Below are 21,765 nucleotides of genomic sequence, written 5' to 3' on the forward strand. Positions count from 1 at the left end.
GGAAGCCGCATGAAGCGCAAGATCGTGATCGCCGCACTGGCCGCCGCCGCGCTGGCCGGAGGCGGTACGGCGACGGCTCTGGCGACGACGGGGGACGACGGGCGGAGCACCGCGCCCCGCGCGGACGTGAGCGTGCCGGACGACGGCGGCGTACGGGACGAGGCCGACGACCGCGACGACGACCGCGACGACGACCGCGAGGACGCGGCTCGTGCCGCCTCGGCGAAGGTCACGGCGGCCGAAGCCGTCGCCGCCGCGCTGGCGGACACCCCGGGCACCGCCGTCTCCGCCGAGCTGGACGACGAGGACGAGGACGACGACGGCGACCGCGACGACGGCAACGGCGGCGACCGCCGGGAGCGGGCGGCCTGGGAGGTCGACGTCCTGTCGGGCGACGGCACCTGGCACGGCGTCCGGGTCGACGCGGTCACCGGCAAGGTCCTCGGCTCGGAGCGGGACGACGACGAGGACGACACCGCCGAGGTGCGCGCGGCGCTCCAGGGCACCTCCGTCGACGCCGCCGCGGCCGCGAGGGCCGCGGCGGGACACGGGACCGTGACCTCGGTCGAGCTGGACGAGGACGGCCACCACGGCGACGGACGGCCCGCCTGGGAGGTCGAGACGCACGCCCTGGGCAAGGGCGGTCAGGAGTGGCGGGTCGACGCGAAGACCGGCAAGGTCACGGCCGGCCACCCGCACGACCGGCACGACTCCCCTGACGGGGACGACGCGGACGACTCGCACGACGGACCCGACTCCGACGACGACTGACCGGCCCCGGCACCAGGGCCGCCGCCGCGGCGACCGCGCCGGAGACCGCGAAGCACACCGGCAGGGGCAGCCGCTCCACCAACAGGCCGACGGCGGCGGCCCCGGCGGAACTCCCGGCGTTGACCGCGGTGTTGCACCAGGTGCCCGCCCGGACCCGGAATCCGGGCGCCGCGTTCTCGTCGGCGACGAGGTAGGCGGTGGTCAGCGCGGGGGCGACGAACAGACCCGCGCACATGACGGCCGGGAGCAGCGTGCCGAGCCCGGGGGCTAGGCCCGCGGCGGCGAGGCAGAGGCCGAGTCCGGCCGCGAAGAACGGCAGCCGGGCGCGGGTCGAGGAGGTCCAGGTGACGGCGCCGTTGACGAGACCGCCGGCCGCGCTGCCCACGGACAGCGCCGCGAGCACCCAGGCGGCGGCGCCGTCCCCGAGACCGCGCTCCCCCGCGTAGGCGACGACGAGCAGGTCGACGGCGCTCACCGAGACGCCGACGCCCGCCGCGACGACCACGGGCTGCAGCAGGGCGCGGGCCTGCCCGGTGGCACCGCCCCCGGGTGCGGCGCCCTCGTCCTTCTCCGGCCCCGCCGGAGACGGCGCGGCGGTCGTCGCGGAGGTGACGAAGGCGAGGGTGCCGCCCGCCACCAGTACCGCGCTGAGCACGACGCCGGCGGTCGGCGGGGCGACGGCGACGACGGCACCGACCAGCAGCGGGCCGGAGACGAAGAGCAGTTCCTCGGCGACGCCGTCCAGGCTGTAGGCGCGCTGGAGCAGGGCGCGGTCGGGCAGCAGTTCCGCCCACACCGCGCGCATCGTGGGGCCGAGCGGGGGCGGGCAGGCCCCGGCGAGCGCGGCGGTCACCACGAGGACGGCCTCGGGCGTGCCCGGCCGGCAGACCGCCGCCAGCACGCAGAGCAGCGCGGCGTACAGCAGGGCCATGGGCAGCAGCGCCCTGCGCGGACCGTGCCGGTCGACGAGGGCGGCCCGGTAGGGGGACAGGAGGACGCCCATGGCGCCGAAGAGCGCCATGACCAGACCGGCCACGGCGTACGACCCGGTGGACCGGGTCAGGGAGAGCATCAGGGCGAGGGAGACCGTGCCGTAGGACAGCCGACCGACGAGGGCGGCCGCGAACGTGCGGCGGGCATGGGGGACACGGAGCACGGCGGCGTACGAGGGCCGCGGCAGGGGCGTGGACACGCGAAGGGTTCCTCAACAGGAAGGCAACGAGGGGACGCCGAGGCGCGCGACGGCCGGACACGGCGGTCGCGCACGGGGCGGGCCCTATGCCAAGAGGAGGAACACGCGCGTCACTTTAGCCCGTGGGGCCTCTCTCCACGAGGGCTTTTCCGACGAGGCCGTGCACCGGCCCCGCGAGACGAGGCCGTGCACCGGCCCCGCACCCCCGGCGAAGCCCCTGTCAGCCCCGTGTCAGCCCCGCCACCAGTTCGTCCGCCGCCCGGTACGGGTCCAGTTCCCCGGCGACGATGCGCTCCGCGAGGGCGCCCAGGCGCCGGTCGCCGTGCAGGTCGCCGATGCGTTCCCGCAGCGTGGTGACGGCGATCGTCTCCACCTCGCGCGCCGCACGGGCACGGCGCCGTTCGGCGAGGACGTCCCGCTCCTCCATCCACGCGCGGTGCTTCTCCAGCGCCTCGACGACCTCGTCGACGCCCTCGCCGCGGGCGGCGACGGTCTTGACGATGGGCGGGCGCCAGTCGCCGGCGGCGCGGGCCTCGCCGAGGCCCAGCATGTGGTTCAGCTCGCGGGCGGTGGCGTCGGCGCCGTCCCGGTCCGCCTTGTTGACGACGTAGACGTCGCCGATCTCCAGGATTCCGGCCTTGGCGGCCTGGATGCCGTCGCCCATGCCGGGGGCGAGCAGGACGACGGAGGTGTCGGCCTGGGAGGCGATCTCGACCTCCGACTGGCCCACGCCCACCGTCTCGACGAGAACCACGTCGCAGCCGGCCGCGTCGAGCACGCGGATCGCCTGCGGCGCGGCCCAGGCAAGGCCGCCGAGGTGGCCGCGGGTGGCCATCGAGCGGATGTAGACGCCCGGGTCGGAGGCGTGCTCCGACATCCGCACCCGGTCGCCGAGCAGCGCGCCGCCGGAGAAGGGCGAGGACGGGTCGACGGCGAGGACGCCGACCCGCCTGCCCTGCTTGCGGTAGGCCGTCACCAGCGCCGAGGTGGACGTCGACTTGCCGACGCCCGGCGAACCGGTCAGGCCGACGACGTACGCGTTGCCCGTGAGCGGCGCCAGGGCCTCCATGACCTCCCTGAGCTGCGGGGACGCCCCCTCCACCAGGGAGATCAGCCGGGCCACGGCCCGCGGCCGGCCTTCTCGGGCCTGGGCCACCAGTGAGGAGACGTCCTGCATCACAGCTCCGTTCAGCTCCGCTCGGTGAGATGTCGTGACTCTGGGGTCAGGCCCCGGGTACCCGCACGATCAGCGCGTCGCCCTGACCGCCGCCGCCGCACAGCGCCGCCGCGCCGACGCCGCCGCCGCGCCGCTTCAGTTCCAGCGCCAGGTGCAGCACCAGCCGGGCGCCGGACATGCCGATCGGGTGACCGAGGGCGATGGCACCCCCGTTGACGTTCACCTTTTCGGTGGAAACACCGAGGTCCTTCATTGACTGGACGGCGACGGCCGCGAACGCCTCGTTGATCTCGATCAGGTCCAGGTCGCCGACGGTCAGGCCCTCCTTCTTCAGGGCGTGCCGGATGGCGTTCGACGGCTGCGACTGCAAAGAGTTGTCGGGTCCCGCGACATTGCCGTGCGCGCCGATCTCCGCGATCCACTCCAGGCCCAGTTCCTCGGCCTTGGCCCGGCTCATGACGACCACGGCCGCCGCGCCGTCGGAGATCTGCGAGGAGGAGCCGGCGGTGATCGTGCCGTCCTTGGCGAAGGCCGGGCGGAGCTTGGCCAGCGACTCGGCGGTGGTGTCGCCGCGGATGCCCTCGTCCTTGCTGAACAGCACCGGGTCGCCCTTGCGCTGCGGGATCTCGACCGGGGTGATCTCGGCGTCGAAGACCCCGTTCTTCTGGGCGGCGGCGGCGCGCTGGTGGGACAGGGCGGCGATCTCGTCCTGGGCGGCGCGGTCGATGCCGAGCCGGGTGTTGTGCTTCTCCGTGGACTCGCCCATCGCGATGTTCTCGAAGGAGTCGGTCAGACCGTCGTACGCCATGGCGTCGATCATCTCGATCGCGCCGTACTTGTGGCCCTCGCGGGAGTTGGGGAGCAGGTGCGGGGCGTTGGTCATGGACTCCTGGCCGCCGGCGACGACCACGTCGAATTCACCCGCGCGAATGAGCTGGTCGGCGAGTGCGATGGCGTCGAGGCCGGAGAGGCAGACCTTGTTGATCGTGAGCGCCGGGACGCTCATCGGGATGCCGGCCTTGACGGCGGCCTGGCGGGCGGGGATCTGCCCGGCGCCGGCCTGGAGCACCTGCCCCATGATCACGTACTGGACCTGGTCGCCGCCGATCCCCGCGCGGTCCAGGGCGGCCTTGATCGCGAAGCCGCCGAGGTCGGCGCCGGAGAAGGACTTCAGGGAGCCGAGCAGCCGCCCCATCGGGGTGCGCGCACCCGCGACGACGACGGACGTCGTGCCGTTCGTACCGGAGGACGTTCCAGAAGCTGCAGATGACATGGGCTGCGATCCCCTTTTCCGGCCCGCACAGGCCGCGGAGTGAACGAGGGTTTACTCGAATGTACTGAGCGGTATGCCGCCCGTCACCCGGCGGTCGGTGTGATCGCGCGCACGTTGCGTAACTGCCTGCGGAGCGCTGCACTGAATCCATGCTGACGCGAATCGACCACATCGGAATCGCCTGCCACGACCTCGACACCACCGTCGAGTTCTACCGTGCCACGTACGGCTTCGAGGTGTTCCACACCGAGGTCAACGAAGAGCAGGGGGTCCGGGAGGCCATGCTCAGGATCAACGGCACCTCGGACGGCGGCGCCTCCTACCTCCAGCTCCTGGAGCCCGTCCGCGAGGACTCCGCGGTCGGCAAGTGGCTCGCGAAGAACGGCGAGGGCGTCCACCACATCGCGTTCGGCACGGCGGACGTGGACGCGGACGCCGCGGACATCCGGGACAAGGGCGTACGCGTTCTGTACGACGAGCCCCGGCGCGGTTCGATGGGATCGCGGATCACCTTCCTGCACCCCAAGGACTGCCACGGCGTCCTGACAGAACTGGTCACTTCGGCGCCCGTTGAGTCACCTGAGCACTGACCTTCGTACATAGGGGCCGGTAGGGTTGGGTGCGGTCGCCGCTCAGTCCAGGGTGACCCGGTCCTGTCGTCTTGGGCGCCGGGACCGCCGGGGTCGTGTTTCGGGGGGTCGGCGACGGGGCAGCAGCACATGCTCCGCCGTTGATCTGACACCATTCCCCGGGGGCACCGTCCGGCGTACGGACGGAGCTCGTTCGGGAAGATTTGCGACCAGGGGACGGATGGGACCGCGCAGTGCGGGGCTACGAGAGCCAGGAGCGAGAGCCGGCGGCTGACGTCGACCACCTCTCTCGGTTCGAGGCCGAGATGAAGCGGCTGAAGACCGAGCGGGAAAAGGCGATCCAGCACGCCGAGGACCTCGGCTACCAGGTCGAGGTGCTGCGCGCCAAGCTGCACGAGGCGCGGCGCACCATCATGTCCCGGCCCGCCTTCGACGGCGGCGACATCGGGTACCAGGCCGAGCAGTTGCTGCGCAACGCGCAGACGCAGGCCGACCAGCTCCGCGCGGACGCGGAGCGGGAGCTGAGCCAGGCCCGCGCGCAGACGCAGCGGATCCTCCAGGAGCACGCCGAGCAGGCCGCCCGGCTCCAGGCCGAGCTGCACCAGGAGGCGGTGACCCGCCGCCAGCAGCTCGACCAGGAGCTGGCCGAGCGCCGCCAGACCGTCGAGTCGCACGTCAACGAGAACGTGGCGTGGGCGGAGCAACTGCGCGCCCGCACCGAGCAGCAGGCCCGCCGGCTGCTCGACGAGTCCCGCGCGGAGGCCGAACAGGCCATGAGCGCGGCCCGCGCGGAGGCCGAGCGGCTGACCGCCGAGGCCCGCCGCCGGCTGCGCGACGAGGCGGAGAGCGCCCGCGCGGAGGCCGAGCAGATCCTGCGCCGGGCCCGCACCGACGCGGAGCGGCTGCTGAACGCCGCCTCCACGCAGGCGCAGGAGGCCACCGACCACGCGGAGCAGTTGCGCAGCTCCACCGCCAGCGAGTCGGAGTCCGCCCGCCGCGAGGCCCAGGAGCTGAGCCGGGCCGCCGAACAGCGCATGGCCGAGGCCGAGGAGGCGCTGCGCAAGGCGCAGGCCGAGGCCGAGAAGGTGGTCACCGAGGCCCAGGAGGCCGCGGCCAAGGCGCTGTCGAGCGCCGAGGCGACCAACGAGCAGCGCACCCGCACCGCCAAGGAGCAGGTCGCCCGGCTGGTCGGCGAGGCCACCAAGGACGCCGAGAACACCCGGTCCGAGGCCGAGCAGGTCGTCGCCGACGCCCGGGCCGAGGCCGAGCGGATCGTCGCCGAGGCCGCCGAGAAGGCCCGTACGATCACCGCCGAGGAGTCGGCGACCCAGCTCTCCAAGGCGGCCAAGACCGCCGAGGACGTGCTGAACAAGGCGGCGGAGGACGCCAAGCGCACCACGAAGGCCGCCACCGAGGAGGCCGAGCGGATCCGCTCCGAGGCCGAGGCCGAGGCGGACCGGCTGCGCGGCGAGGCGCACGACATCGCCGAGCAGCTCAAGGGCGCGGCCAAGGACGACACCAAGGAGTACCGCGCCAAGACGGTCGAGCTGCAGGAGGAGGCGCGCCGCCTGCGCGGCGAGGCCGAGCAGTTGCGGGCCGACGCGGTCGAAGAGGGCGAGAAGATCCGCGCCGAGGCCCGCAAGGAGGCCGTGGCGCAGATCGAGGAGGCGGCGAAGACCGCCGAGGAGCTGCTCGCCAAGGCCAAGGCGGACGCGGACGAGCTGCGGCAGACCGCGACGGCGGACAGCGAGAAGGTCCGTACCGAGGCCATCGAGCGGGCGACGACGCTGCGCCGGCAGGCCGAGGAGACCCTGGAGCGCACCCGCGCGGAGGCCGAGCGGCACCGCGCGGAGGCCGCCGAGCGGGTGGAGGAGCTGCAGGCGGAGGCCGAGCGGGCCGCCCGCGAGCTGCGCGAGGAGACCGAGCGCGCCGTCGAGGCCCGGCAGGCGGAGGCCGCCGAGGAGCTGACGCGGCTGCACACCGAGGCCGAGGAGCGCCGCACCGCCGCCGAGGAGGCGCTGGGCGAGGCCCGCGAGGAGGGCGAGCGGATCCGCCGCGAGGCCGCCGAGGAGAGCGAGCGGCTGCGCGCCGAGGCCGCGGAGCGCATCCGTACGCTCCAGCAGCAGGCCGAGACGGAGGCCGAGCGGCTGCGCACCGAGGCCGCGGCGGACGCGTCGGCCTCCCGCGCGGAGGGCGAGGCCGTCGCCGTACGGCTGCGTTCGGAGGCGGCGAGCGAGGCGGAGCGGCTGAAGTCGGAGGCGCAGGAGAGCGCCGACCGGGTGCGGGCGGAGGCGCAGAGCGCCGCCGAGCGCATCGCGGCGGAGGCGTCGGAGACGCTGGCCGCCGCGCAGGAGGAGGCCGCCCGGCGCCGCCGCGAGGCGGAGGAGCTGCTCGGCTCGGCCCGGCAGGAGGCCGACTCGGAGCGCAGGCAGGCCCGCGAGCAGAGCGAGGAGCTGCTGGCCTCGGCGCGCACCCGCGTGGAGGAGGCGCAGGCCGAGGCGGTCCGGCTGGTCGAGGAGGCCGACCGGCGCGCCACCGAGATGGTGTCCGCCGCCGAGCAGCACGCGCAGCAGGTCCGGGAGTCCGTGGCGGGGCTGCACGAGCAGGCCCAGGAGGAGATCACGGGGCTGCGCAGCGCCGCCGAGCACGCGGCCGAGCGCACCCGGCAGGAGGCCCAGGAGGAGGCGGACCGGGTCCGCGCCGACGCCTACGCGGAGCGGGAGCGGGCGAGCGAGGACGCCGCACGCCTCAGGCGCGAGGCGCAGGAGGAGACGGAGGCGGCCAAGGCGCTGGCCGAGCGGACGGTGTCCGAGGCGCTCGCAGAGGCCGACCGGATCCGCACGGACGTCAACGAGCACGCCCAGCGGGTGCGTACGGAGGCCTCCGACGCCATCGCCGAGGCGGAGCAGTCCGCTTCGCGCACCCGGGCGGACGCCCGCGAGGACGCCAACCGCATCCGGTCCGACGCGGCGACGCAGGCGGACACCCTGATCACCGAGGCGCGTTCCGAGGCGGAGCGGCTGACCGCGGAGACGGCGGCCGAGACCGACCGGCTCCGCACGGAGACCCTCGCCGAGGCGGAGCGCGTCACCACCGAGGCGGCCCAGGCGGCCGAGCGGGTCCGCGCCGAGGCGGGCGCCCGGGCCGAGCAGCTCGTCTCGGAGGCCACCGGCGAGGCGGAGCGGCTGCGGGCCGAGGCCGCCGAGACGGTCGGCTCCGCCCAGCAGCACGCGCAGCGGATCCGCGCCGAGGCGGAGCGGGCCAAGGCCGAGGCGGCCGCGGAGGCGGAGCGGGTCACCACGGCCGCCCGCGAGGAGGCCGAGCGGACCCTCGACGAGGCCCGCAAGGACGCCAACAAGCGGCGTTCGGAGGCGGCCGAGCAGGTCGACACCCTCATCACGGAGACCGCGGCGGAGGCCGACAAACTGCTCACCGAGGCGCGGCAGCAGGCCCAGAAGACCACCGCGGACGCCGAGTCGCAGGCCGACACGATGGTCGGGGCGGCCCGCGCGGAGGCCGACCGGATCGTCCAGGAGGCGACGGTCGAGGGCAACACCCGCGTGGAGAAGGCCCGTACGGACGCCGACGAACTGCTGGTCGGCGCCCGCCGGGACGCGACCGCCATAAGGGAGCGCGCGGAGGAGCTGCGCGAGCGGCTCACCTCCGAGATCGAGGAGCTGCACGAGCGGGCCCGCCGCGAGGCCGCCGAGACGATGAAGTCGGCCGGCGACCGCTGCGACGCGCTCGTCAAGGCGGCCGAGGAGCAGCTCGCCAAGGCGGAGGCGAAGGCGAAGGAGCTGGTGTCGGAGGCCAACTCCGAGGCGGGCAAGGTGCGCATCGCCGCCGTCAAGAAGGCCGAGGGGCTGCTCAAGGAGGCCGAGCAGAAGAAGGCCACCCTGGTCCGCGAGGCCGAGGAGCTGAAGGCGGAGGCGGTCCGCGAGGCCCGGCGCACGGTCGACGAGGGCAAGCGCGAGCTGGAGGTGCTGGTCCGGCGCCGCGAGGACATCAACGCGGAGATCTCCCGGGTGCAGGACGTCCTGGAAGCGCTGGAGTCGTTCGAGGCGCCCGGGGGCGCGAAGGACAACGGCGTGAAGGCCGGAGCGACGGTGGGCGCCCCACGTTCGGGTGGCAAGTCGTCAGACAGCTAGCATTCAGGGGGATTTGGGTGTCTGCTGGAGATCTTTGGCCGGGTCCCGACGGGACCACTGCCCAGAGCTTTGGCAAGCCATCCGTGGGTCAGCCACCCAAAAGAGGTGTCATTCTCCGTATCAAACGTGCATCCGCTCGATGACACACCGCATTGGCGCCTAGGATTCCCTCTATCACCTCACCCGGTCTCTTTCGACAGGAACCCCATGAGCGACACTTCCCCCTACGGCTTCGAGCACGTGCGGCGTGGGTACGACCGCGCTCAGGTGGACGACTACATCGCCAAGCTCGTCTCCGACCGTGACAGCGCTCACACCCGCATCACCGCTCTGGAAAAGCGCATCGAGGAACTCCACCTCGAGACCCAGAACGCCCAGGCCCAGGTCAACGACGCCGAGCCGTCGTACGCCGGTCTCGGTGCCCGGGTCGAGAAGATCCTGCGGCTCGCCGAGGAAGAGGCGAAGGACCTGCGCGAGGAGGCCCGGCGCGCGGCGGAGCAGCACCGCGAGCTGGCCGAGTCGGCCGCCCAGCAGGTGCGCAACGACGCGGAGTCGTACGCCGCCGAGCGCAAGGCCAAGGCCGAGGACGAGGGCGTCCGGATCGTCGAGAAGGCCAAGAGCGACGCCTCCCAGCTGCGTTCCGAGGCGCAGAAGGACGCGCAGTCCAAGCGCGACGAGGCCGACGCGCTCTTCGAGGAGACCCGCGCGAAGGCCGCGCAGGCCGCCGCCGACTTCGAGACGAACCTCGCCAAGCGCCGCGAGCAGTCCGAGCGCGACCTGGCCTCCCGTCAGGCCAAGGCCGAGAAGCGGCTCGCGGAGATCGAGCACCGCGCGGAGCAGCTCCGCCTGGAGGCGGAGAAGCTGCGCACGGACGCCGAGCGCCGGGCCCGCCAGACCGTGGAGACGGCGCAGCGCCAGTCCGAGGACATCGTGGCCGACGCCAACGCCAAGGCCGACCGGATCCGTTCGGAGTCCGAGCGCGAGCTGGCCGCCCTCACCAACCGCCGCGACTCCATCAACGCGCAGCTCACCAACGTGCGCGAGATGCTGGCGTCGCTCACGGGTGCCGCGGTGGCCGCCGCCCCGGCGGTCGAGGACGAGTCGGTCTCCCGCGGGGTGCCGGCCCAGCAGTCCCGCTGACCCGGCCGGCGTCCGCTCGGGGGGCGTACGCCTGCTGAACACGTACGAAGAAGAGCGAGGCCCGTTGTCACTGGGGTGGCAGCGGGCCTCGTCCCGTTCTAGCGTGGGCGCCATGATCGAGCTCGAGGGGCTGACCAAGCGGTACGGCGAGAAGGTGGCGGTCGACAACCTCTCCTTCACCGTCAGACCCGGCATCATCACGGGCTTCCTCGGCCCCAACGGCGCGGGCAAGTCGACCACCATGCGGATGGTGCTCGGCCTGGACCGGCCCACCGCCGGGGACGTGCGGATCGACGGCAGGCACTACGAGGAGCTGAAGGACCCGCTGACGTACATCGGCGCGCTCCTGGAGGCGAAGGCCTGGCACGGCGGGCGCAGCGCCTACAACCACCTGCTGTGCCTCGCGCAGAGCAACGGCATCCCGGCGAGCCGGGTGCGCGAGGTGCTGGACACGGTCGGGCTGTCGGCGGTCGCCCGGAAGAAGACGAAGGGCTTCTCCCTCGGCATGGGCCAGCGGCTCGGCATCGCCGCCGCCCTCCTGGGCGACCCGCGGATCCTGATGTTCGACGAGCCGGTCAACGGCCTCGACCCCGAGGGCATCCACTGGATCCGCAACCTGATGAAGACCCTGGCCTCCCAGGGGCGCACGGTCTTCGTCTCCTCCCACCTGATGAGCGAGATGGCGCTGACCGCCGACCACCTGGTGGTCATCGGCCAGGGCAGGCTGCTGGCGGACACCTCCATGGCCGAGTTCATCGCGGAGAACTCGCGCAGCTACGTCCGCATCCGCACCCCGCAGCGCGAGCAGTTGCTCGACGCGCTGCACGCTGCCCGGATCCCGGTCGTCGAGGAGGCCGACGGGGTCCTGGAGGTGGACGGCGACGCGTCGGAGGCGGTCGGCGAGCTGGCGGCCCGGCAGCAGATCGTGCTGCACGAGCTGAGCCCGCAGCGGGCCTCCCTGGAGGAGGCGTTCATGCAGCTGACCGCCGAGTCCGTGGAGTACCACGCGCACGACGGGCAGCGGCCCGGCGCGGTGCCGCCGCAGCAGCAGCAACAGCCCCCGGGGCAACCGCCGCGGCAGCAGTGGGGCAGCGACTGGAAGAGGGGTTGAGCATGGCGGCGACACAGGTTCTGCGGTCCGAGTGGACCAAGATCCGGTCGGTGGCGTCGACGGTGTGGACGCTGGGCCTGGCCGTGGTCGTCACCATCGCCCTCGGCATGCTGATCTCGGCCCTGACCAAGAGCCAGTTCAACGACCTGAGCCGGCGGGACCAGCTCTCCTTCGACCCGACCTTCATCAGCTTCGCCGGCACGAGCCTCGGCCAGCTCGCGATGATCGTGTTCGGCGTCCTGGTCGTGGGCAACGAGTACAGCTCCGGCATGATCCGCACCTCGCTGGCGGCCGTGCCCCGGCGCGGCACCTTCCTGTTCGGCAAGATCGCGGTGGCGACCGCCCTGGCCCTGGTCGTGGGCATGGTCACCAGCTTCGCCACCTTCTTCCTCGGGCAGGCGATGCTCGGCGACCTGCGGGCGTCGATCGGCGATCCGGGCGTCCTGCGCGCGGTCTTCGGCGGCGGCCTCTACATGACCCTCATCGCGATGTTCTCGATGGGCGTCGCGGCGATGCTGCGCTCCCCCATGCTGTCGCTGGGCATCCTGATGCCGTTCTTCTTCCTGATCTCCAACGTCCTGGGCAACGTCCCCGCGACCCGGAAGGTGGGCCGGTTCCTGCCCGACCAGGCGGGCAGCCGGATCATGCAGGTGGTCACCCCGGTCGACGACAACGTGCCGTACGGACCGTGGGGCGGCCTCGGGATCATGGCACTGTGGGTGGTCGCGGCGCTCGTCGGCGGGTACGCGGTGCTGAGGCACCGGGACGCCTAGGAGGCGGACCGGCCGCCTTCGGGCCGGTCCGGGTTTTGCCCGGGCTTGAACGGAACCGTCAGCGCCTGGATATCCTCCTAACCCTTACGGGGGCGTGTGCCCTGCTGTCCCTGAACCTTCCGATGGGTGCGGAGCATGATCGAGGCTGTCGGCCTGACCAAGCGATACGGCGACAAGACCGCCGTGTACAACCTCTCCTTCCAGGTGCGGCCCGGTGCCGTCACCGGCTTCCTCGGGCCGAACGGCTCGGGCAAGTCGACGACGATGCGGATGATCCTGGGCCTGGACAACCCCACCGCGGGGCACGTGACGATCGGCGGTCACCCGTACCGCAAACTGCCGAACGCCGCGCGCCAGGTCGGTGCGCTGCTGGACGCCAAGGCGGTGCACGGCGGCCGGGCCGCCCGCAACCACCTGCTGAGCCTCGCCCAGCTCTCCGGCATCCCGGCCCGCCGGGTGGACGAGGTACTCGGCGTGGTGGGCCTCCAGGACGTGGCCAGGCGGCGTTCCAAGGGCTTCTCCCTCGGCATGGGCCAGCGGCTCGGCATCGCCGCCGCGCTGCTGGGCGACCCGCAGGTGCTGCTCTTCGACGAGCCGGTCAACGGCCTCGACCCGGAGGGCATCCACTGGGTGCGCAACCTGATGAAGGCGCTCGCGGCGGAGGGCCGCACCGTCTTCGTCTCCTCGCACCTGATGAGCGAGATGGCGCTGACCGCCGACCACCTGATCGTCATCGGGCGGGGCCAGTTGCTCGCCGACATGAGTGTGACGGACTTCATCTCGGCCAACTCGGCCGACTTCGCCCGTGTGCGGACGCCGGACAGCGAGCCCCAGCTCCGGGAGAAGCTGACCTCCGCGCTGACCGAGGCGGGCGGCAACGTGCTGCCCGAGCAGGACGGCGCGCTGCGGGTGACCGGCCTCCCCCTCCCCCGGATCAGCGACATCGCGCACGGCGCCGACGTACGGCTGTGGGAGCTGTCGCCGCACCAGGCCTCGCTGGAGGAGGCGTACATGCGGATGACGCAGGGCGCCGTGGACTACCGCTCGACCACCGACCAGAAGGCCGGCCTCCAGCAGCCCCTGCCGCCGGGCGCGCAGCCGCCGATGCCGGTGCCCGGACAGGGCCAGCCGGGGTGGTACGCCCCGCCGCCGCCCCAGCAGGGCGGTCAGCCCTTCGCCGCGCCGCAGGGCGCACCGGGCCAGGCCCCGGCGGGCCCTTACGGCGCCCCGGCGGCGCCCGGCGCGGTGCCGGGCGGTCAGCCGGGCAACCCGTACGCGGCGCAGACGCCCCAGCCGCCCGCCGCGGCCCCCGCACCGCCCGCCGCCGCCCCGGCGCCCGCCTCCGCGCCCGTCACCGACCCGACCAAGCCCGAGGACGCCCGATGAGCACCCCCCAGCCCCCGACGCAGCAGGCCGCGCCCGACTGGCAGGCGGCGCCCGGTTCGCCGTACCCGACCTACACCTCGCCGATCCCGGTGGTGCGCACGACCCTCGTGCACGCGCTGGCCTCCGAGTGGACGAAGATCAGGTCGGTGCGCTCCACGATGTGGACGCTGGGCGTGTTCGTCCTGCTGGTGCTCGGCATCGGGCTGCTGACCGGCGTCGTGGTGGCGAACTCGGACTCCGACCTGGCCGGCGAGAGCGCGCTGAGCCTCGGCTTCTTCGGCCTGCTGCTCGGCAGCATCTGCGTGATCACGCTCGGCGTGCTCACCACCGCGTCGGAGTACGGCACGGGCATGATCCGCACGACCATGACCGCCTGCCCCAGCCGCGGCCGGGTGCTGGCCGCCAAGGGCATCGTGTTCTTCCTGGTCGCCTTCGTGGTGACCCTGGTGTCCGCGACGCTGGTCGGACTGCTCCACGTGTCCATGCTGGAGGGCAACGGCGCCGGTGATCCCACCGGCACGGAGTGGCTGAAGGGCACCGTCGGCGTCTCGCTCTACATCGCGCTGCTCGGACTGCTCTCGCTGGCCGTGGGCTCGATCATCCGGCACTCGGCGGGCGCCATCACCCTCATGATCGGCGTCCTGCTCGCCCCGCTGGTGATCGCGCTGTTCATGTTCTCGGAGTCGCTCAAGGACGTGCAGCAGGCGCTGTTCGAGTACTCGATCCCGAACCAGATGAGCATCTTCTACGCCAACTCGCTCTCCGATTCCGGGCCCTCGGGCTGGGACCCGTTGTGGATCGTGCTCGGCGTGACCGCGGTCGCGTTCGCCGCCGCCTTCGCGCTGCTGGAGAAGCGGGACGTGTAGGGTCCGGCGGCTTCAGAACCTCGGCGCGTTACGGGACCGCTGCACCCGCGTGGTGCGGCGGTCCTTCGCGTTCCAGCACGCCTTGTGCCAGTGCCGGCGGTCGTCGACGCCCGCGTGGGCGGGCCAGGCGACCACGTGCGGGACACCGTCCGGGATGAGCTGGTCGCACCCCGGGCAGCGGTACGACTTCCCCTGCGCGCTCGCGCCCGCCACGTGCCGGACGCTCCACTCCTCCCCCTGCCAGCTCTCCGCGGACTGCCAGCCGCCGTAGCGGCCGGAGCCGTCCGCCTCGGCGCTCCGGCCGGAGGAACCGGCTCCCTTGGGTCGGTTGCGACGCGGGGACACAGGACACCTCACGGAGCTATACAGGAAGCAGGGCGGCATCCAGCCTACGCGGCACGGGGGCCTCCGGTGCGTGCCCCGGCGGCCGTCCCACCGGAACCGATTCTGCAGACAATCCGCAAAGTCCTCCGTCCGGCCGTGTCCTCGGCACGTGTCAGGCGGTTATGCCCTGTGGGGGAGCTCCGTGTCGGGGCCGAGGAAGCAGGAAAAGGCAATGCGCGTAGGAAGTTTCGTGCTGGGAGCCCAGTTCCCGGGGCAGGGCCAGGGGGAAGCGCTGCACCGCGCGGTCCGCTCGGCCGAGGTCGCCGAGGAAGCCGGGCTCGACACGGCCTGGCTGGCCGAACACCACTTCGTGCCGTACGGCACGTGTCCGTCGGCCGTGACCCTGGCCGCGCTGCTGCTGGGCCGCACCCGGCGCCTGCGGGTCGGCACCGCGGTCAGCGTGCTGCCCACCGTCCACCCCGTGGCGCTCGGCGAGCAGGCGGCGCTGCTGCACGTCACGAGCGGCGGCCGTTTCTCGCTGGGCGTGGGCCGCGGCGGCCCGTGGGTGGACCTGGAGGTGTTCGGCGCGGGCCTGGAGGCGTACGAGAAGGGGTTCCCGGAGTCGCTCGACCTGCTGCTGCGCTGGCTGCGCGAGCCGGCCGTCGGCGCCTCGGGGGACCGCTACCGGTTCCGCGAGGTGCCGGTCGTGCCGCGGCCCTCGGAGTCCCTGTCCGAGGAGCCGGGCCCGGAGGTCGTCGTCGCCTGCACCTCGCCGTCGAGCGTGCGCATGGCGGCCGAGCGGGGGCTGCCGATGCTCCTCGGGATGCACGTCGGGGACGAGGAGAAGGCGGAGATGGTCGCCCTGTGGCGCCGCCACGCCCGCGCTGCCGGGCGGCCGGCGGCGGAGATCCACGGCGCGGCCCATGTCTCGGCCGGCGTCTGCCAGATCGCGGACCGGCGCCCGGACGCGGCGGAGACCCTGCTCAAGGCGATGCCGGGCTGGCTGCGGCAGGGGCTCGGTGCCCATGTCACGGTGGACGGCCGTCAGCGGCGGATGCGCGACCCGCACGCCTACACCGAACTGCTCTGCGGGCTGCACCCGGTGGGCACGCCCCGGCTGTGCGCGGACCGGCTCGCGGCGACCGGCGAGCGGACCGGCATCTCCCGCTTCGCGCTGCTGGTCGAGGGCTCGGGAGACCTCGCGGCGACCGAGGAGAACGTACGGCGGCTCGGGGCCGAGGTGCTCCCCCAGCTCCGCTGAGCCGACGGGCGCGGGCTTGCCGCTCCGGCACAAGGACTGCACCGTGCGCGTACGGAGCGGCAAGCGGGCGCTCCGGGGTGCCTCAGCAGTCGCGCAGTTCCGGCGACTGGTTCAGCAACTGGCTGCGCACCGAGGTGAACTTGGTCAGCGTCTCGTCGACGGAGGAGTCCAACGGGAACACCGCCACCCGGTGGCAGTTCTGGAAGGCGAGCCGCACGCCGAAGTGCCGCTGCAGAGCACCGCGTATGGCGTCACTCGCGAGCGCGCGCAGGAGCTGGCCGCGCGCCTGCTCGTCCGGCGGAGGCGTCTGGTTGTCGGCGAAGGCTCCGCCGTCGACCTTCAGCTGTGCCACCAGGGAGCTGATCATCTCCCATGCGTAGGGCAGGGAGGTCCGGACGCAGTCGACGAAGTCTCCTTCGTCGACCTCGCCTCGCTCGGCCTGTTCGAGTAGGGCCGGTGAGACGTCGAGCGACATGGGTTCTCCTCTCGCACCCCCGACCAGCAGGGGTTGCCGGACAGTTAAGGGAGTACGCGATTTCGAACACGCTGCGTACACAGTTCGCGACCTCCCGTTCAATACCGTAAGCATCCGATCGTGACGGCACCAGGAGAATGCCCAGATGGACACCATCCGGTAGGCCGACAATCGGCCAGTGGGCACAACGGGGCCAATGGGAGAAGTGGGACGGCGCACGGGGGTGCCGCGGGTGGTCCGGGCACGGCCGAATCGCGTCGGGCCGGGCGCGTCGAGTAGCGTTGCCGACCATGCGTCTCGTCATCGCCCGCTGTTCCGTCGACTACGCCGGACGGCTCACCGCCCACCTCCCCCCGGCTCCCCGGCTGATCCTGGTCAAGGCGGACGGCAGCGTCTCGATCCACGCCGACGACCGGGCCTACAAGCCCCTCAACTGGATGTCGCCGCCCTGCACGCTGAAGGAGGGCGCGGGCGAGGAGGAGGGTGTCTGGACCGTCGTCAACAAGGCGGGCGAGAAGCTCATCATCACGATGGAGGAGATCCTCCACGACTCCTCGCACGAACTGGGCGTCGATCCCGGCCTGATCAAGGACGGCGTGGAAGCACACCTCCAGGAGCTGCTCGCCGACCGCATCGAGACCCTGGGCGAGGGCTACACCCTCATCCGGCGCGAGTACATGACCGCCATCGGCCCGGTCGACATCCTGTGCCGGGACGCCCAGGGCGGAACCGTCGCGGTCGAGATCAAGCGGCGCGGCGAGATCGACGGCGTGGAACAGCTCACGCGCTACCTGGAGCTGCTGAACCGCGATCCGCATCTCGCCCCGGTGCGCGGCGTGTTCGCCGCCCAGGAGATCAAGCCGCAGGCCCGCGTGCTCGCCACGGACCGCGGCATCGGCTGCCAGGTGCTGGACTACGACGCCCTGCGGGGCATCGAGGACGACAAGCTGCGGCTGTTCTGAGGGGCGTCACCGTCCGACGGATGTGAGGAGGGCCGGGCCCGACGGGCGGACCCGGTCCTTCTTCGTGCGCGGTTGCCCGGCCGGCCGGGTCAGACGACCTGGCCGGCCTCCGGGCCGGAGCCGGCCGGGGGTTCCGTTGCGGTGCCGGTCTCCTCGGTGCCGCTCGCGGCGGCGGCCGGGGTGTCCGCGGGCGAGTGGGCGGCCGTGGGACTGGTGAGGTCGCCGGCGCTGTTCGAGGGCGGCTCCGGCGGCGTGCCGGGGTCCGAGGACTCCGGCGGGTCGGGCTCCGTCTCGGACTCGTCCGGCGAGGGCGAGGGCGACGACGGGGGGTCGGTGGGCGTCGACTTCGACGGGCTCGGCGAGGTGGGGGGCTTCGACGACGTCGTCGGGTCGCTCGGGCGGCTCGGGCCGCCGGAACCCGGGTCGCCGGGCTGCCCGGAGTCGCTCGGTCCGTCGGAGGGCCGGTCCGACTCGGTCGGCTCCGGGTCGCCCGACGGGCCGGGGGTGCCCGTGCCCGGGTCGGCCGGACTGCCCGACACCTGCTGGTCCTTGCCGTCGTCGGAGGGCAGGTCCGCGTCCAGGCTGCCGTCGTCGATGCCCTGGCTCGCCGAGGGGGTGCCGCCGACCTCGTTGGAGGGGTCGCCCGCGTCGTTCTCGGAGGTGGCCCCGAGGGTGACCACCGTGCCGAGCACGGCGACCAGCAGCGCACCCGCTCCGGCGGCCACGAGGTTGCGCCGGGCGAAGCCCTTGATGCCGCCGGCGACCGTGCGGGACGGCTCCTCGTCGGGCTCGCGGCGGGTCACGAGGGTCGGGGACTGCGGCGGCGGCTGGAGCGGCGGGAAGGGCTCGGGGACGCCCGCGGAGGGCGACACCGACTCCTCGGTGCGGGCGTCGGGCACCTCCTCCCCCACCGTCGGTCCCAGACCCGCCCCGGCGACGCCCAGCCCGGCGGCGGCGCCCGGTACGCCGAAGGCGCCCGCGCCGATGCCCGGGCCCGGGGTGTCCCCGGTGCGGTCGGCGACCAGCGCGAGGGCGCGGCGGCCCGCGACGGCGCCGCGCTTGTCGGAGAGGGCGCCGCGCAGCCCGATGGATGCCTCCAGCTCGGCGCGCGCCCGGTCCAACTGGTCCTGGCACAGCGCGAGGACGCCGAGTTCGTGGTGGAAGTAGGCCTGTTCGGCGACGTCGCCCGCGAGCCGGGAGGCCTCGGTGCCCGAGCGCAGGGCCCGTTCCCAGGCGCCCCAGTGCAGTCCGGCGGCGAACGCGGGCGCCGCGGTGCGGGCCAGTTGGACGGCCGGGCTGTCCTCGTCCTCGGCGGTCGCGGTGGTGGCCGGCACCAGGACGGCGAGGGCGGCCAGTACGGCGTCGGCCTCGGCGCACACCCGCTCGGGGGTGACCGAGGGGTGACCGGCCCACCAGGCGTAGTGCTGGGCGGCGGACCGCGCGCGCTCGGCCACGTCGTCGGCGTATCCGGCGCTCTCCAACTGGGCGAGCACCCCGGCGGCCAGCCGGTAGCGGGAGCCGACCGGGGAGACCAGTCCGCAGTCGGTCAGTTCGCCGAGGGCGGCGTCCGCGTGGGTGTCGCCGACCAGGGCGGGCAGGTGCGCCTGGTGCGGCACCTCGCCGCCGAGCGCGACGGCGAACTCCAGGGTGGCGCGGGCGGAGGCGCTCAGCCGGGAGGCGAGCAGCGGTGCGGGCGCGGCGGCCTCGCCGAGGGACGGCAGGGGCACGTCGTCGTCGGCCTCGGTGGCCTCGTAGGGGGTGTCGTCGCCCTGGCGGGCGTCGGCGAAGACGCCGAACTCGTCGACGGCGTCGGCGCCGGCCCGCTCCCGGTCCCGGCGGCGCAGCAGGGCACCGGCCTGGACGAAGCGCAGCGGCAGGCCCTCGGACTCGAACCAGAGGTCTCCGGCCCAGTTGGCCTCCTCCTCGGTGAGGGCCCGGCCGGCGGCGCGCTCCAGCAGCTCCACGCCGTCCGAGCGGTCCAGGCCGGGGAGGAAGACCTCCTCGACGCCGGATTCGGCGGAGGGCGCGGGCACGTCCGGGGTGGCGCCGATGAGGAAGGCGCACTCGGGGGTGGCGTCGAGGAGTTCGTCGAGGGCGGTGCCGCCGAACTCGGCGTCGTCCAGGACGACGACCGCGCCCACCTCGCGCAGGCGGGCGAGGAGTTCCGTGCGGTCCGGGCGGTGCAGGGGCGCGTGGTGGACGGCGTGGAAGAGGTCGTGGAGCAGGTCGTCGGCGCTGCGGTGGTGGCCGTTCAGGCGGACGACGCCGTCGGGCGCGAGACCCGCGCAGTCCTCGGCGACCACGTCGAGGAGGCTGGTGCGGCCGGAGCCGGCGGGGCCGGTGAGGCGCACGGAGCGGCCGCGGGCGAGCAGCCGGACCAGGCGTTCGCGTTCGTCCTCGCGGGCCAGCAGTCCCAGGACGGTGCGGACCGGGCCCGGCGGGACGGGCGGCCGTGCGGCGCGCTCGGCCTCGGCGCGTTCGGCGGCGGTGAGCTTCTCGGGCGGTGCGGGCCGGTCGGCGGGCGGACAGACCTCGATCTCGCTGCCGTCGACGGGGTTGACGGTGAGCAGGAAGTCGCCGGACACCAGTCGCACGGTGCGGGCGAGCGCGGGTGCGTGCTGTCCGAAGTCGGAGGTGAGGGGGTCCCTGGGCGGGCGCGGGCGCGGCGTGTGCCGGCCGCCGTCCTGGCCGTGGTCCTCAGGGCCCCGGGTGTTCGGGTCCATTGGTTCAAGCCCCCAAGAGCGTCGTGTGCAGGGCCCCGGCAGGGACCACCCTCCCGGCCTTGCCGCACACCGCGCTGTCGCTTCTGGTCCGGGCCCGCCGGCGGGTTTGCAAAGGCAGCGGGCAGCCAGACCCTAAACCTTCGCCCAGTATCTCCGACAGTCCGGGGTGCCGGGCCGTCCGAGAGGTCACGGTCTCGTGAGGATTGCGTGTGTCGGAGGTGTGAACCTCCCCTTACACGCGGGGCAGGGTCTCCACACCGATCCCGCCCTCGATGGCCAGGATCCGGTGCAGCCGGGTGGCCACCAGCAGCCGCTGCATCTGCGGCGGCACGGCGCGCAGCACGAGGCGCCGGCCGCAGCGGCCGGCCCGCCGGTGGGCCCCCATGATCACGCCGAGACCGGTGGCGTCCCAGGAGTCCAGTTCTGACAGGTCGAGCACCAGGTCGCCGACTCCGTCGTCGACGGCCGAGTGCAGGACCGTACGGGCGTCCGCCGCGCTGCGGACGTCGAGGCGGCCCCCGACGACCAGCTCGACGTGGTCGCCCCTGATGTGCATATGCGCTCCCCGGCGTGCGTCTTGTCTTCGTCGTGCGTGCGTGTCGTCCGTGCGTGGTGGTCTCTCGGCGATATCAGGTGTTGCACCCTCTGACTGGCCGAAACGACCGGAGGTTGCCGCCTGTAAGCGAACCGATACCGAATTCACCCCGGCGTGTGACGTTCGCCGGGGCCGGTGCGACCTCAGTGCTTGTAGAAGCCCTGCCCGCTCTTGCGGCCGATGTCACCGGCGTCCACCATCCGGCGCATCAGCTCCGGCGGGGCGAACTTCTCGTCCTGGGACTCGGTGTAGATGTTGCCGGTGGCGTGCAGCAGGATGTCGACGCCCGTGAGGTCGGCGGTGGCCAGCGGCCCCATGGCGTGGCCGAAGCCCAGCTTGCAGGCGAGGTCGATGTCCTCGGCGGTGGCGACGCCCGACTCGTACAGCTTCGCGGCCTCGACGACGAGGGCGGAGATGAGCCGGGTGGTCACGAAACCGGCGACGTCGCGGTTGACGACGATGCAGGTCTTGCCGGTGGACTCGGCGAACTCCCGCGCGGTGGCGAGCGTTTCGTCGCTGGTCTTGTAGCCCCGTACCAGCTCGCACAGCTGCATCATCGGGACCGGCGAGAAGAAGTGGGTGCCGACGACCCGCTCCGGGCGCTCCGTCACGGCCGCGATCTTGGTGATCGGGATGGCGGAGGTGTTGGACGCGAGGATCGCCCCGTCCTTCACCAGCTTGTCCAGGGTACGGAAGATCTCGTGCTTGACGTCCAGCTTCTCGAAGACGGCCTCGACGACGACGTCCGCGTCGGCGGCGGCGTCCAGGTCGGTGGTCGTGGTGATGCGCCCGAGCGCGGCGTCGGCGTCGTCGGCGGTGAGCTTGCCCTTGGCGACGAACTTGTCGTACGACGCCTTGATGCCGTCGGTGCCGCGCCGCAGCGCCTCGTCGGTGACGTCGCGCAGGACGACGTCCCAGCCCGCCTGGGCGGAGACCTGGGCGATGCCCGATCCCATGAGACCGGCTCCGATGACGGCGAGCTTCCGTGCCACTGTGCG

General features: G+C 73.4%; 18 protein-coding genes. 10 read left to right on the forward strand and 8 right to left on the reverse strand.

Translation table 11 applies throughout. The features are described from left to right. Positions 1 to 9: 9 nt before the first annotated feature. Positions 10 to 771: a PepSY domain-containing protein gene (locus IG88_RS0115610; protein ID WP_031040587.1), complete on the forward strand. Its 762-nt coding sequence runs from the start codon at positions 10 to 12 to the stop codon at positions 769 to 771. Here IG88_RS0115610 and IG88_RS0115615 read toward each other — a convergent pair. From IG88_RS0115615 to IG88_RS0115625, 3 genes are all read right to left on the reverse strand, one after another. Continuing rightward, on the reverse strand, positions 680 to 1,963 hold the full coding sequence (locus IG88_RS0115615) for an MFS transporter (RefSeq protein ID WP_051851921.1): 1,284 nt from the start codon (positions 1,961 to 1,963) through the stop codon (positions 680 to 682). The genes IG88_RS0115610 and IG88_RS0115615 overlap by 92 nt on opposite strands. Positions 1,964 to 2,183: 220 nt before the next feature. Continuing rightward, complete coding sequence (meaB, locus tag IG88_RS0115620) at positions 2,184 to 3,140, reverse strand: methylmalonyl Co-A mutase-associated GTPase MeaB (RefSeq protein ID WP_030402704.1); 957 nt, start codon at positions 3,138 to 3,140, stop codon at positions 2,184 to 2,186. 46 nt (positions 3,141 to 3,186) lie between these two features. Further along, on the reverse strand, positions 3,187 to 4,413 hold the full coding sequence (locus IG88_RS0115625) for an acetyl-CoA C-acetyltransferase (RefSeq protein WP_063760619.1): 1,227 nt from the start codon (positions 4,411 to 4,413) through the stop codon (positions 3,187 to 3,189). 149 nt (positions 4,414 to 4,562) lie between these two features. Here IG88_RS0115625 and mce point away from each other — a divergent pair, with 149 nt between their 5' ends. From mce to IG88_RS0115660, 7 genes are all read left to right on the forward strand, one after another. Then, entirely contained in the window at positions 4,563 to 5,003 is a 441-nt protein-coding gene (mce, locus tag IG88_RS0115630) for a methylmalonyl-CoA epimerase (protein ID WP_031040596.1), read from the forward strand. A gap of 233 nt (positions 5,004 to 5,236) precedes the next feature. Beyond that, positions 5,237 to 9,151, forward strand: coding sequence for a polarized growth protein Scy (scy, locus tag IG88_RS0115635; protein ID WP_031040599.1), 3,915 nt, complete (start codon positions 5,237 to 5,239; stop codon positions 9,149 to 9,151). A 207-nt stretch (positions 9,152 to 9,358) separates the two neighbouring features. Beyond that, complete coding sequence (locus IG88_RS0115640) at positions 9,359 to 10,291, forward strand: DivIVA domain-containing protein (protein ID WP_031040602.1); 933 nt, start codon at positions 9,359 to 9,361, stop codon at positions 10,289 to 10,291. 112 nt (positions 10,292 to 10,403) lie between these two features. Next, positions 10,404 to 11,402 carry an ABC transporter ATP-binding protein gene (locus IG88_RS0115645; protein WP_031040605.1) on the forward strand — a complete coding sequence of 333 codons (999 nt, stop codon included), beginning with the start codon at positions 10,404 to 10,406 and terminating at the stop codon, positions 11,400 to 11,402. Between the two features lie 2 nt (positions 11,403 to 11,404). Continuing rightward, positions 11,405 to 12,175, forward strand: a complete 771-nt coding sequence (locus IG88_RS0115650; protein ID WP_031040608.1) for an ABC transporter permease — start codon at positions 11,405 to 11,407, stop codon at positions 12,173 to 12,175. A gap of 135 nt (positions 12,176 to 12,310) precedes the next feature. Continuing rightward, entirely contained in the window at positions 12,311 to 13,561 is a 1,251-nt protein-coding gene (locus IG88_RS0115655) for an ABC transporter ATP-binding protein (protein WP_031040610.1), read from the forward strand. Beyond that, positions 13,558 to 14,427, forward strand: a complete 870-nt coding sequence (locus IG88_RS0115660) for an ABC transporter permease subunit (protein WP_031040614.1) — start codon at positions 13,558 to 13,560, stop codon at positions 14,425 to 14,427. Before IG88_RS0115655 ends, IG88_RS0115660 begins: the two co-directional genes overlap by 4 nt. Before the next feature lie 12 nt (positions 14,428 to 14,439). Here IG88_RS0115660 and IG88_RS0115665 read toward each other — a convergent pair whose 3' ends face one another. Then, positions 14,440 to 14,772 carry a hypothetical protein gene (locus tag IG88_RS0115665; RefSeq protein ID WP_031040618.1) on the reverse strand — a complete coding sequence of 111 codons (333 nt, stop codon included), beginning with the start codon at positions 14,770 to 14,772 and terminating at the stop codon, positions 14,440 to 14,442. Between the two features lie 211 nt (positions 14,773 to 14,983). Here IG88_RS0115665 and IG88_RS0115670 point away from each other — a divergent pair, with 211 nt between their 5' ends. Beyond that, positions 14,984 to 16,012 carry an LLM class flavin-dependent oxidoreductase gene (locus IG88_RS0115670; RefSeq protein WP_031040622.1) on the forward strand — a complete coding sequence of 343 codons (1,029 nt, stop codon included), beginning with the start codon at positions 14,984 to 14,986 and terminating at the stop codon, positions 16,010 to 16,012. Positions 16,013 to 16,094: 82 nt separating this feature from the next. On the opposite strand, the gene IG88_RS0115675 is transcribed toward IG88_RS0115670, so the two are convergent. Further along, positions 16,095 to 16,487, reverse strand: coding sequence for an SCO5389 family protein (locus IG88_RS0115675; RefSeq protein ID WP_031040625.1), 393 nt, complete (start codon positions 16,485 to 16,487; stop codon positions 16,095 to 16,097). A gap of 290 nt (positions 16,488 to 16,777) precedes the next feature. Here IG88_RS0115675 and nucS point away from each other — a divergent pair, with 290 nt between their 5' ends. Beyond that, on the forward strand, positions 16,778 to 17,449 hold the full coding sequence (nucS, locus tag IG88_RS0115680) for an endonuclease NucS (RefSeq protein ID WP_031040628.1): 672 nt from the start codon (positions 16,778 to 16,780) through the stop codon (positions 17,447 to 17,449). 89 nt (positions 17,450 to 17,538) lie between these two features. Here nucS and IG88_RS0115685 read toward each other — a convergent pair whose 3' ends face one another. The 3 genes from IG88_RS0115685 to IG88_RS0115695 all read right to left on the reverse strand — a co-directional run bounded on the left by IG88_RS0115685 (position 17,539) and on the right by IG88_RS0115695 (position 21,759). Then, complete coding sequence (locus IG88_RS0115685) at positions 17,539 to 20,172, reverse strand: ATP-binding protein (RefSeq protein WP_031040630.1); 2,634 nt, start codon at positions 20,170 to 20,172, stop codon at positions 17,539 to 17,541. A gap of 232 nt (positions 20,173 to 20,404) precedes the next feature. Further along, the gene (locus IG88_RS0115690) at positions 20,405 to 20,728 is read right to left on the reverse strand and encodes an STAS domain-containing protein (protein WP_030402718.1); all 324 of its coding nucleotides are present in this window, start codon (positions 20,726 to 20,728) and stop codon (positions 20,405 to 20,407) included. A 182-nt stretch (positions 20,729 to 20,910) separates the two neighbouring features. Further along, a complete protein-coding gene (locus tag IG88_RS0115695; protein ID WP_031040634.1) occupies positions 20,911 to 21,759 on the reverse strand; it encodes a 3-hydroxyacyl-CoA dehydrogenase family protein in 849 nt (282 codons plus the stop codon). Positions 21,760 to 21,765: the final 6 nt, after the last annotated feature.

Origin of the sequence: Streptomyces sp. NRRL F-5650, from assembly GCF_000721365.1 — a bacterium.
GTDB lineage: Bacteria > Actinomycetota > Actinomycetes > Streptomycetales > Streptomycetaceae > Streptomyces > Streptomyces ardesiacus.

Bases quoted from the DNA above. Each gene is read 5' to 3' on its own strand.
- IG88_RS0115610 (WP_031040587.1), top strand. From the start codon at position 10: ATGAAGCGCAAGATCGTGATCGCCGCACTGGCCGCCGCCGCGCTGGCC.
- meaB (WP_030402704.1), bottom strand. From the start codon at position 3,140: ATGCAGGACGTCTCCTCACTGGTGGCCCAGGCCCGAGAAGGCCGGCCG.
- IG88_RS0115625 (WP_063760619.1), bottom strand. From the start codon at position 4,413: ATGTCATCTGCAGCTTCTGGAACGTCCTCCGGTACGAACGGCACGACG.
- mce (WP_031040596.1), top strand. From the start codon at position 4,563: ATGCTGACGCGAATCGACCACATCGGAATCGCCTGCCACGACCTCGAC.
- IG88_RS0115640 (WP_031040602.1), top strand. From the start codon at position 9,359: ATGAGCGACACTTCCCCCTACGGCTTCGAGCACGTGCGGCGTGGGTAC.
- IG88_RS0115645 (WP_031040605.1), top strand. From the start codon at position 10,404: ATGATCGAGCTCGAGGGGCTGACCAAGCGGTACGGCGAGAAGGTGGCG.
- IG88_RS0115650 (WP_031040608.1), top strand. From the start codon at position 11,405: ATGGCGGCGACACAGGTTCTGCGGTCCGAGTGGACCAAGATCCGGTCG.
- IG88_RS0115655 (WP_031040610.1), top strand. From the start codon at position 12,311: ATGATCGAGGCTGTCGGCCTGACCAAGCGATACGGCGACAAGACCGCC.
- IG88_RS0115660 (WP_031040614.1), top strand. From the start codon at position 13,558: ATGAGCACCCCCCAGCCCCCGACGCAGCAGGCCGCGCCCGACTGGCAG.
- IG88_RS0115670 (WP_031040622.1), top strand. From the start codon at position 14,984: ATGCGCGTAGGAAGTTTCGTGCTGGGAGCCCAGTTCCCGGGGCAGGGC.
- IG88_RS0115675 (WP_031040625.1), bottom strand. From the start codon at position 16,487: ATGTCGCTCGACGTCTCACCGGCCCTACTCGAACAGGCCGAGCGAGGC.
- nucS (WP_031040628.1), top strand. From the start codon at position 16,778: ATGCGTCTCGTCATCGCCCGCTGTTCCGTCGACTACGCCGGACGGCTC.
- IG88_RS0115685 (WP_031040630.1), bottom strand. From the start codon at position 20,172: ATGGACCCGAACACCCGGGGCCCTGAGGACCACGGCCAGGACGGCGGC.
- IG88_RS0115690 (WP_030402718.1), bottom strand. From the start codon at position 20,728: ATGCACATCAGGGGCGACCACGTCGAGCTGGTCGTCGGGGGCCGCCTC.